Source organism: Streptosporangium sp. NPDC002544 (assembly GCF_040295965.1).
GTDB lineage: Bacteria > Actinomycetota > Actinomycetes > Streptosporangiales > Streptosporangiaceae > Streptosporangium.
Map to the genome: position 1 here is coordinate 238,319 of NZ_JBEOWJ010000006.1, position 10,211 is coordinate 248,529.

Consider the following 10,211-nt stretch of genomic DNA (forward strand, 5'->3'; position numbering starts at 1 on the left):
CACGCCGCAGGGCGCCGCCGCCGCCAAGGCCGCGTTGCGCGCCCGCGCCCTACGGCCACGCCAAACGCTCGGCCTGGGCTGACATCAACGGATGCCGCGATATCCGATGGCCCGTTCATAGCCGGACATGGCACTGTATGACGATGTCCGAGAAGGTGAACGCCCGCGAAGCCGTCCGAGCGGCATCATGAGCTTCGGTATCTACGCACGCCGGGTCCGGAATCAGGATCTGCCGTACGGCCTGCGCTACACCTCCCTCAGATGCGCGGTCGAGCGTTACATGCCCGTTGGATACAACGCGACCTGGGACTACATCACCGGCCGCGCCGGACGGATACGGACGGACGAGACCGCCCTGCTCCGCGCGCTGGACATCCTGGAGACCAGCCGGGAAGCCCGGCTGGCGGAGATGGCGGCGTTCGCGCTGCGCCGTACGGTGGAAAAACACGATCGCCGCACCGTATCCGCCGACGAGCGCCGTTACCGGCACGGCTGGCGCTGGCCAGGCCCGGACGCGCACGAGGCGATGCACCAAACGGTGCAAACCCTGTGGACCCAGTACGAGCGGCTGCCCTTCCCGGAGGTACCGCCCGCGGACAAGGCCGATCTGGCCATGCTGGACTTGACCGTCGCGGGCTGCGTACAGACCTACCTGCGCCGGGGCGGAGCCCTGCATCCCGACCATCGGGACATCCTGCGGTCCTGCCTGGCCGACCTGCGTGCCGTACGGTTCGGCTACCCCCTGTCCTTCTCCGAGGCGTTCACCTATTTCCTTCGGCTGCGCAAGATGGCCGAACTCGTGGCACACGACGCGCTACCGCTCGTACGCCGGGCATGGCGCGGCGACGCGGAGCGGATCGCGGACGTCTTCCTGGCCGCGCGTGGCCAGATGACCTACCTGCCGCGGCTGCACACCGACGAGGAGACCCGGGCCTGGATCGCCGGGGTCGTGGTCGCCAGCCACGAGACATGGGTGGCCGAACTACACGGCCAGGTCGCCGGATTCGCCGCGCTGGACGACCAGTGGCTGGCACACCTGTACGTCGCGCCGGAGGCCCAGGGCCACGGCATCGGCTCAGCCCTGCTCGCCCAGACCAGGAAGGTACGGCCCAGCCTGCTCAACCTGCACGTGTTCCAGCAGAACACCGGCGCCCGCCGCTTCTACGAACGGCACGGCTTCACCCTGGTGACGCTGGGAGACGGCGGCGACAACGAGGAGAACCTCCCCGACGCCCACTATCGGTGGCGAGCCACCGCCGAGCCGCGGCAGCCGGAACCGGCCGGCAGGCTCAACGAATCCCTCACGTGCGCCTTCCCCTTCGCACTGGCCGACGACGTTCGCACTGCTGTCGGGGTCATGCCGATCGCCGGACACTGCTCGGCGACGTCCTTTGAGGTGACCGTCGGCGAGGACCGCGTCACCGTTCCCGAGCGGATCTACCATCCCGAACCCACCTCCGAGGCGCTCAGTGCGCTGTCCCCCGTCCAGCGGGTGATCCTGCACTGCCTCTACACCCGTCACCACGACGGGTTCGTCCGGCAGCGCCACCTCGCTCAGATCGTCGGCTCACTGGAGCCATGGGTCATCCCGTACGTGGCGCGACTGGTCGGAGAGTACGTCATGGAGATCGTGGGGGATGTCCACCGCATGCTTGATGGTCTCGGCCGGCCCGGCTCCGGTGTCCACGCCGCCTACGGGCGATTCTTCGCCGACAATCCGGACTTTCTGACAGTGACGGAACAGCGGGTGATCAGCTACTGGAACTGCTACCACACCAGTGCCTATCCTCGGCTGCGCGAATACCCGGGCTACCTGCTGGTATCGGCCCTACGGGCGGCGGCCTCGGCTTGATCGAGCGGATTCGTTGGCCGCCACAGCCGTCCGCCGGGATCAGCCTCGGCACCCGCCGGGCCGAGAGGATTGCCACTGACGAACAGTCGCCCGATACCTCCGGCGGACAGCACCCGGTCAACGAGCATCGCGAGCCCGCGACACCTCCGTACGATCCCGGTCATGAGGTCCGCCTACCACGGGGCCTCCGCGTAGTCCTTGAGGAAGACGCCGTGCACCGGGTCGCCCGCCTCGCCGCGCACGATCGGGTCGTAGACCCGCGCGGCACCGTCGATGACGTCCAGCGGCGTCCGGCGGTCGAGCCACTCCCGCATCGGCACCGGGTTCTCGTCGGTGATCCATCCGGTGTCCACGCTGCACATGTACACACCCTGCCGTGCCAGATCGGCGGCGCTGGTACGGGTCAGCATGTTCAGCCCGGCCTTGGCCATGTTGGTGTGCGGGTGACGGCCGGTCTTGTTCGGCACCGCGAACTGTCCCTCCACCGCCGACACGTTCACGATGTACCGGCGCGGGAAAGGTGCGGCGATCAGCAACGGCAGCAGCCGGTCGATCAGCAGGAACGGCGCGACCGCGTTGACCAGCTGGACCTCCAGCAGCTCGGCCGGGTCCACCTCACCGATCCGCACCGACCAAGAGTTACCCACCGACATATCCGGCAGCAGACCGGACGCGTCCGGCAGCGCCAAATTCATATCCCCGGATGGCGAGAGCGACAGTCGCTCGGCCTCGTCCATGAAAGTCGAGACCGGCAGACCCCGGGTCTCATCCCCGAGAGGGGATACCGGAAGACCTGGCAGACCCCAGGCCCCGTCACCTGACGGCACCGGAAGACCCAACAGATCCCGGAGCCCGTCACCTGACGGCGGCCGCGAAAGAGCCGACAGTCCCCATCCCTCATCACCGGAATGCGGCAGCGAAAGACCCGACGGACCTCGGTTCCCGTCACCGGAGAGCGGCATCGTAGGACCCGGTACGAATCCCGGCACCGTCGATGCCCCCGGCGGAAGCCCAGCCCGCTCCCCCTCGACCAGGGCGGCGTAGGCCGACGTCGGTCGGCGCAAGGTCTGCGCGGCGTTGTTGACCAGGATGTCCAGCGGATCCCCGGCCGCCAGGAACCGGTCAGCGAGCGCGATGACCTGGCGAGGGTCGCATAGATCGACCCCCACGACCTCCAGGCGCCCGCCCCAGTCACCGGCCGCCGCGAACCTGCTGACCGCGTCGGCCGGAAAACGGGTGGTCACCGCGACATGGGCGCCGTCGCGGAGCATCTTCAGCGCGAGCTGATGCCCTATCTTCGTCCGCCCCCCGGTGACCAGCGCCCGCCGCCCCGACAGGTCGGTACGGGCCGTACGACGGGCCGCGTTGAAGGCCGCGCACGAGGGGCAGAGCAGGTGATACAGGCTGCCCACCCGAGTGAAGTGCTCCTTGCAGACATAGCAACGTCGCGCCCTGCGCAGCTCTCCGGCCGGCTCTCCCACCGGTCTCTCCGAGAGGGGAACGTCGATCACCCGGTCCGGACTGCCCATCGCGGTGGCCGCCAGCACCGCGGCGTCGGCCTCCTTCGCGGCATGATCACGCTCCTGCCTGCGGCGCCGCTGCCCGTCACGGACCAGTGCGAGCGCCGCGTGCGCGATCCACCTGCGATCCGGATCGTCCAGCGGGAGCCGCCTGGCCTCGCCAAGCGCTCGCAGGACCGTCCAGACGGTCTCGGAGTCCACGTCATCCTCCCGGGGGTGGGACCGACTGGATTCGAATCAGCGTCCTCTTCCCCTGTCAGAGAAAGCGCGACGGCCAACTGCGCTACGGCCCCACGCAGAACGGCTCGGTTTCGAACCGGCACCTGCGTTCACCCTACCGAGAAGATCAACCCATTTTTGATCATTCGCCGGACTCTGGAGGGCCGCGTTAGGGACGGGAGGAAGGACCATAGATTGCCCCGATCACCATCATCCTTCGAGGTAGACACGTCCGAGGAACGCCCCCCGCTCGGCTCGCTTGGCCTCGGCGACCTTCTCGATGTCCGCCCACTCGTGCCCGTGGACCTTCGCGATGGCCCGCAGCACTTCGAGCACGTCGGCGATCTCCTCCGCCACCTCGGTCACCGCGGCCTCGCGCAGCTCCGTCGACTCCTCGAACAGCTTCTCCAGCAGCGCCTCGCGGTAGTCCGCCTCCCCGAGCACGGTCACCAACGGCTCCCCGCTATGCTCCCGAATGATCTCCGGAATCCTGTCCCGCACGAGTTTCCCCACGTCAGATCGTTCCTCCATACCCGCACAGCTTCCTCCGGAAGCCCCCGAGACTACCGGGTCTCCCGCCGTACGGGTTCCCGTGCACGAGCGGTGAAATAGCCTTTATTTCGGCATATACACACCAAGGGTGGCGGCCGTCATATGGAGCTGGATCTCTCTCACTGGGAACGGAGCGCGCGGTCCTCGTGGCGCATGGCCGTATTGCTGGGCAAGAACACCCGCACCTACAAGTTCGCCCTCGGCACCGCGCTCCTGGACGCCGCCGCCGAAGGCCGGTCGGAGATCCTGCTCCGGGACCTGGCGGTGCCGTACGCGATGGGGCTGGTACGGCATCTCGGCCAGGCACCGCAGATGCGCCTGCGCGCGGAGCGGGGAGAGTCAGACTTCCTCTCGGTGGCCGAGCGAGAGGCCGAGGAGTCGCTCAGGCTCGGGAGCCCCACCGAAGAACTGCTGGCGGCGGCCATCAAGTCCATGCCCGAGATGGTGATGCAGAAGTTCCACAACCTGCCCAGCGGAGGAGCGGAGGTGCCACACCGCTTCTACGAGGTGACCGGACGCTCCAGCGAACGGGTCGTCCGGCTGAGCAAGGAACTCCGCGACATCGCCCAGTCGGAGCAGGCCGCGACTCTGCGAGGCGAACTGTCAGCCCGCTGGAGCATCGTGGAGACGTCCTTCGCCATCGGGATCGGCCAGAGCCTGATCGATGAGGGTGTAGCCGTGGACCTGACCACCCTGCAGATCACCGACAGGCAGCGTCGCCGATCGGTCGCCGGCGTCACGGACGCGGTCATCGGCTTCCAGCGCGGCCTCTGCCTGATCTGCGCGGAACCCATCACGCCAGGCATCGATGACATCGCTATCGACCACGTGTTCCCCTACTCGTTCATGAGGCTTCTCCGCCCCGGCGGCAAGGGCACGGCACCGGACCTGGACGCGATCTGGAACCTGGCCCCCACACACGCGCAGTGCAACGGCCAAAAGAGCAACCGGCCACCCACGCGAGAGGAAATGACCAGGCTGGCACAGCGAAACGAAGCCATCATGCAATCCCCGGTCCCCCTCAAGAAGACCCTGGAACTGACCCTGAAGCACAACAAGCACAGCAGCACGCGGTCAGGTGAGTGGCTCAGGTTCATCCAGCATGTACATGCTCTACTTTGAGTCGCGCCGCCAACACGCGAGTGCTGGAGTCGGCTCCCGCCGATCGTCCCGGATCTCCCTTCATCTCTGAGGGCACCAAGGCCACACTTCTGCGGGCATGCAATCGCGGTTAGTTCACACGACCAGGTCAGCGGCTACCACCACCTCATCTCATCCAGATGAGCTCGCAGCCCCAGGGCGTCGGAGTTCCCCGCGTTCGATGCCGCCGGTGAAGGCGTCGTACTCGGCGTCGGTGAACAGGTGTGGAGCCTTCTCTGGGTTCTTGGAGTCGCGCAGGGCCACGATGCCCTGGTCCAGGAAGGCGATCTGGACGCAGTTGGTGCCGCCGCTGCTGAGGCTGCTGGTGTGCCAGCGGGCGTCATGGAGCTGGGTTTCGATCCAGTCGGGGTCGAGGGTGCTCTTGTTCATGAGGGGTCCTTGGCGATCGTGGTGAGAAGCGGTAGCGATGCCTTCGGTGACAGGGCGTCGGACTTCAGCAGGTCGCTGGTGGTGCGGTAGAGCTCGACGGTCTCGGGCTCGTTCAGGTGCAGGGAGGCACGCAGGGACTCGATGCACACGAGGTCACGACCGGCGGGAAAGGACATGAGCATGAAGGGGCCGTCCATTCCCGCGTGCGCTCCGGCGGAGAACGGCAGGACCTGGATCGTGACGGCGGGGTTGGTGCGGGCGAGGTGGATCAGGTGCTCGATCTGGGCGCGCATGCAGGCCCGTCCGCCGACAGCCTGGCGCAGCAGTCCCTCGGGGAGCACCGTCCAGATCTTCAGCGGGGGTTGGCGCTCCAGCATGGTGCGCTGATGCTCCAGCCGTAGCGCCACGAAGTGGTCTATGTCTTCTGGCGTCTTCCAGACTCTGCTGCCCTCGGTCACCGCGCGGGCGTAGTCCGGAGTCTGGAGCAGTCCGTGAATGGCGAGGGGGTTGAAGACGAACAGGCCGCTGGCGCTCTCCACCTGGGAGAGGTAGTCGCCGAGCGGGTCGTCGACCACGCCTTCGTAGCGCTGCCACCAGTCGGCTTCGCCGGCCCGGCGTACGAGGTCGCGGAGTTCTTCCCGCAGGGCGGGGTCGGTGATGCCGAAGACCTCGAAGAAGTGGGGAAGCTGCTGGATCTTGAGTCCCTGCAGTCCGTTCTCGATCTTGCTGACCGTTGAGAGGGACTGATATCCGAGGTGACCGGCCGCTTCCTCCTGGGTCCAGCCGAGGGCTTCGCGGATGCGTCTGAGTTCCGCGCCCAGGCGCCGACGTCGCGGGGTGGGTTCGACGGGCATGCTCACCTCCTTCCTCGTGGGGAGCGTAGTGCTCGAGACAGGTTGAGGAAACGCCATCCTCCCTAGAGGAAAGACTTTCTTCCAGGAATGACTTGCCTGAGAGGTGGCCTGCACTGCATCATCGAGGCGTGACAGCGATGAGTGTTCACACAGTCACAGAAAGACATGACCGCTGGCTTTGTCTGTACGCCTTCGTGGAGACGTCCCCTGTGCGCCGCCGGTCCTGAAAGCACCGTTGACCCCAGGCTTTCCCACCGGGGCGAAACCCAAGCGAGCCCGCCGAGCATCTGCCGACCTGATCGCAGGGCTGCCCCCAGTCCCACCCGTTAGGAGCAACGATGCTCATCGAGCACGTTCCGGACCCCGGCGAGTACGGCAGACCCCACAACCGCTTCCGGATGACCGCCTGGTGCCTACCTTCAGGCAGTGCGGCCCGGCGGGCCCGGGAAGTGTTCCGGGATCAGCTGGCCAAGCTGCCGCTGGCCGCCGACGTGCTCGATGAGCTGGAGATCGTGGTCTCCGAGCTGGTCACCAACGCCACCCGCTATGCCCCCGGCCCCTACGAACTTCGCCTGCTACACGACCACGGCCTGCCCATCCGTGCCGAGGTCGTCGACGCCGGAGCCGGAACCACCCTCATCGAACACCTGTTAAACCGCCCCCGGCCCCTCCCCGAACGCATCGACGACCTCGAACTCGGCGGCCGGGGCCTGCGCATTGTCACCGAACTCACCCAGGGCCACTGCGGCACCCAATGGACCCGGCTGTGCGGCACGGGCCAGCTCGGCACCGGCGTCTGGTTCGACCTCCCCACCCAGCCCTGACCTTCCCCGACCTCCGGGCAGCCGGGATCCCCCCGATCCCCGCTGACCCCGGAGCCGGTCCACGCCGACTCCCCCGTGCCAGGCGTGGACCGTACAGGGGCCGGCGTCCATGGACCTGATCCCACCCTCGTCCGGGACGCCGGCCTTCCCCACCCCTAAGTCACAACGGAAAGCGACGGTTCCCCATGGTCACCCCGGTAAGTGAGCCCCTCCGCCCCAAAGGCCGCCGTCGCGGAGCAGACCTCGTACGTACCGACCTCCCTGCCACGGAGCCCGCAGCGAACACGGACAATGCCACCGGCCTGGCCCGCGACCTGGAGTCTCGCCACCCCGGCTGGGTCATCCTCTGGCGCCGCTGGGCCCGCCGCTACTGGGCCTTCCCCACCTGGCTCCCCAACGTCCCCGGCCCCATCGAAGCCAGAAACGTCCGGGACCTGCTGACCCAGATGAACGACCTCGAATTCCAGCACGCACCACAAAGCAGCAACGCCTAACCCGCACATGAAAAGTGAGGTTGGAGCTTCGATGGGCGTGGCTCTTCTGGAGGGAAAGTGCGGATCAGGCCGTGAGGCCACATCAGGTCTGTTCCAGTCAGGAGAGCCGCAAGTCGATCCAGGGGATGGTGTCTCCGGGCAGCAGGTATCGCTCGATCTCGACGAAGCCGTGCTTCAGCGCAAACCGCAGTCCGTCCTCGTTGGAGGACAGGACGACGGTCTCGATCACCTTGGCCCCCAGTTCCCGGGCCTGGTTGAGCCCGCGCGCATACAGTTCCTCGCCGAACCCCCGCCTGCGGTGAGCGGCGAGCACGCGGGCGATGACTGTGGCCGTCAGTGTTTCGTCCGTCGGCGGGCGCACCGTACTGCAGCCCACGAGATCGTCACCGAGGTACGCGATCTCCAGGTGGTTGCGCTGGGCACGTTCCCGTACCTCGTCCAGGGAGAGGGAGTGGGTAGGAATGATCACGTTGTGGGCGTACTGCCAGTCTTTGAGCGTGGCGTCGCCGTCCGGCTGCTGGATGCGAAGATCAGACATCGCAGCAGGAGACCCCAGGATGCCTCGGACGTCAACTCTGTTGGGTGGCTATACCGTGATTAAGCCGTGAGGTCGTAGTCCTGCTGTTCGGGGGCGTGGTAGAGGCGCTGGTGCTCGCGGGTGGCATGAAAGCACCAGTAGGCGTCGAGGCCGCCGTTGGCGGTCACGGTGCGGAGTGTGAGGACGGCTTCGGCTCAGCTCTGCTCTGCGATGACCTTCCGGTGGTAGTCCAGGTGATCCTGGTTGATCTCGTGGTTCTGGGCGACTCGGAGATGGCCGAGTGAGGCGCCGGACGTCAGGTCCGTCACCGTGAGGTCGGCTTGGACGGTGATCGCGCCTCGGTCGAGCAGGACGTGGTGGTTGGGGCAGAGACACAGCAGGTTGCCGGGCTCGTCGGGGCCGTTGTGCGGCTTTCCGAGTGGGCGGATGTGGGCTCCCTCCGCGTAGAAGCCCTGCTGGAGAGTGAGACGGTCGCCGCAGATCTGGCAGTGGTAGTCGTGCGCGCGTTTGATCTGCTCGGCGAGCAGGGAGTCGCGGATGACGCGCTCCACAATGGACTCGACACGGCCAGGCGTAGGAGACCCATCGCGAATGCGACCGGTGTCGGAGGTGACCGCGTCCAACCCGACCCTGGCGAGAAGCGCGTTGTGGTCGACGCCATGAAAGTACGCACTGAGAAGCCGCACGACGATCTGGGCCCGGATATCCGGCTGACCGGTGACGATCCCATACACCCATGGTCGCAGGCCGCTGTCCGGCTGCTGCTCTTTCATCCACTGCTGCGCGGGCCGGCCACTGGCATGCGGCACATTCGCGTGGCCGGGCAGATCCCACAGGCCGTGGTGGTAGAGCCACAGCACGGGGAACTCCGGGTTGGGCCGATCCTCCTCAAGACCGAACTCCTCGATGAGCCATCCGAGCTCGCGGTAGGTGCTCTCCCACGGCGTGAGACGTGACTCGCCCCGAGCCGCGCGGCCGATCGCCCAGAGCAGGGTCAACGGCTGATGCCGTTTCTGCGCACCGGTCGTGGGAGACACGGCGGGCTTGAGCGAGTCGACCTTCTGCAGGAGGTCTTCGATGGAGGGCACTTTGGCAGCCTGCCCCGGTCTCGTCACCTCGAAGCCGAGGTCGCCGAGCACCCGGGCAACGGTGGCGTTCCCACCGGAGAACTCGTCAGGACGCAGGGGGCTGCCGCTGACCCCGCGGTAGGCGACTCCAGCGATCGCCTTGGAGTCGTACCGCTTGCCGCCATAGACGAGGAAGTAGTGGATGGCCCGGCGGTAGCCGTACTCCTCAAGAAAGGCGTCACGGCCCAGCTGGTCGAACTCGGCGATGGCGGCGAGCACCATCTCACGTCGAAGCTCGGAAAGCACCACCCCACGAGCCTATTGCGGATATCAACTGAATTCCCGTTAATTTCCGGCGGAATCGGACTTCATGATGAGCTGTGCGATCTCCGAAGCACCGGCCGAAACTTGTTCAGGTCAACCAGGCGGCAGCGCTCCGCGCCGCCGCCCAGGACACGGACGGGTGATCCCGGCCCTTTGTGTTTCCGGCGTGGCTACTGGTCAGGCCAGGGTGTCCTTAACTTTGATCATGCCGTCGTCGACCACGAACTTCTGGTTGGTGTTGGTGTTCGCGCATTCCCACAGGTGCACCCGAGTGCCGTTGGTACGTGTGCTGTTGGCGTCCACGCACATCGGGGTGGCGGAGCCGAGGGTGTCCTTGACCTTGATCATGCCGTCGTCGACCACGAACTTCTGGTTGGTGTTGGTGTTCGCGCATTCCCACAGGTGCACCCGAGTGCCGTTGGTACGTGTGCTGTTGG

The 10,211-nt window shown here is 66.7% G+C and carries 11 protein-coding genes and 1 tRNA gene; 4 read left to right on the top strand and 8 right to left on the bottom strand.

Annotation, left to right across the window (positions count from 1 at the left end; translation table 11 throughout):
• Positions 1–187: 187 nt before the first annotated feature.
• Complete coding sequence (locus tag ABT061_RS11455; RefSeq protein WP_350915311.1) at positions 188–1,852, top strand: GNAT family N-acetyltransferase; 1,665 nt, start codon at positions 188–190, stop codon at positions 1,850–1,852.
• Between the two features lie 173 nt (positions 1,853–2,025).
• Here the strand turns inward: ABT061_RS11455 and ABT061_RS11460 are convergent, their stop codons facing one another.
• The 3 genes from ABT061_RS11460 to ABT061_RS11470 form a co-directional block, all read right to left on the bottom strand.
• A complete protein-coding gene (locus ABT061_RS11460; RefSeq protein ID WP_350915313.1) occupies positions 2,026–3,573 on the bottom strand; it encodes an SDR family NAD(P)-dependent oxidoreductase in 1,548 nt (515 codons plus the stop codon).
• 16 nt (positions 3,574–3,589) lie between these two features.
• Positions 3,590–3,665 (bottom strand) — tRNA-Val (locus ABT061_RS11465).
• A 136-nt stretch (positions 3,666–3,801) separates the two neighbouring features.
• Positions 3,802–4,041: a nucleoside triphosphate pyrophosphohydrolase gene (locus tag ABT061_RS11470; protein ID WP_350915315.1), complete on the bottom strand. Its 240-nt coding sequence runs from the start codon at positions 4,039–4,041 to the stop codon at positions 3,802–3,804.
• Between the two features lie 255 nt (positions 4,042–4,296).
• On the opposite strand from ABT061_RS11470, the gene ABT061_RS11475 reads away from it, so the two are divergent.
• A complete protein-coding gene (locus ABT061_RS11475) occupies positions 4,297–5,265 on the top strand; it encodes an HNH endonuclease family protein (protein WP_350915317.1) in 969 nt (322 codons plus the stop codon).
• A 150-nt stretch (positions 5,266–5,415) separates the two neighbouring features.
• On the opposite strand, the gene ABT061_RS11480 is transcribed toward ABT061_RS11475, so the two are convergent.
• Complete coding sequence (locus ABT061_RS11480; RefSeq protein WP_350915319.1) at positions 5,416–5,673, bottom strand: DUF397 domain-containing protein; 258 nt, start codon at positions 5,671–5,673, stop codon at positions 5,416–5,418.
• A complete protein-coding gene (locus ABT061_RS11485; RefSeq protein ID WP_350915321.1) occupies positions 5,670–6,527 on the bottom strand; it encodes a helix-turn-helix domain-containing protein in 858 nt (285 codons plus the stop codon). The genes ABT061_RS11480 and ABT061_RS11485 overlap by 4 nt, the downstream gene beginning before the upstream one ends.
• Before the next feature lie 338 nt (positions 6,528–6,865).
• On the opposite strand from ABT061_RS11485, the gene ABT061_RS11490 reads away from it, so the two are divergent.
• Together ABT061_RS11490 and ABT061_RS11495 are read left to right on the top strand one after the other, a co-directional pair.
• On the top strand, positions 6,866–7,351 hold the full coding sequence (locus tag ABT061_RS11490) for an ATP-binding protein (RefSeq protein WP_350915323.1): 486 nt from the start codon (positions 6,866–6,868) through the stop codon (positions 7,349–7,351).
• Positions 7,352–7,536: 185 nt separating this feature from the next.
• Positions 7,537–7,845, top strand: coding sequence for a hypothetical protein (locus ABT061_RS11495; protein ID WP_350915325.1), 309 nt, complete (start codon positions 7,537–7,539; stop codon positions 7,843–7,845).
• A 97-nt stretch (positions 7,846–7,942) separates the two neighbouring features.
• Here the strand turns inward: ABT061_RS11495 and ABT061_RS11500 are convergent, their stop codons facing one another.
• The 3 genes from ABT061_RS11500 to ABT061_RS11510 form a co-directional block, all read right to left on the bottom strand.
• Positions 7,943–8,383, bottom strand: coding sequence for a GNAT family N-acetyltransferase (locus ABT061_RS11500; RefSeq protein WP_350915327.1), 441 nt, complete (start codon positions 8,381–8,383; stop codon positions 7,943–7,945).
• 194 nt (positions 8,384–8,577) lie between these two features.
• Positions 8,578–9,759 carry an HNH endonuclease gene (locus ABT061_RS11505; protein WP_350915329.1) on the bottom strand — a complete coding sequence of 394 codons (1,182 nt, stop codon included), beginning with the start codon at positions 9,757–9,759 and terminating at the stop codon, positions 8,578–8,580.
• Positions 9,760–9,951: 192 nt separating this feature from the next.
• Positions 9,952–10,211 (bottom strand): RICIN domain-containing protein (locus ABT061_RS11510; protein ID WP_350915331.1); only part of this gene is annotated, 260 nt, incomplete at its 5' end.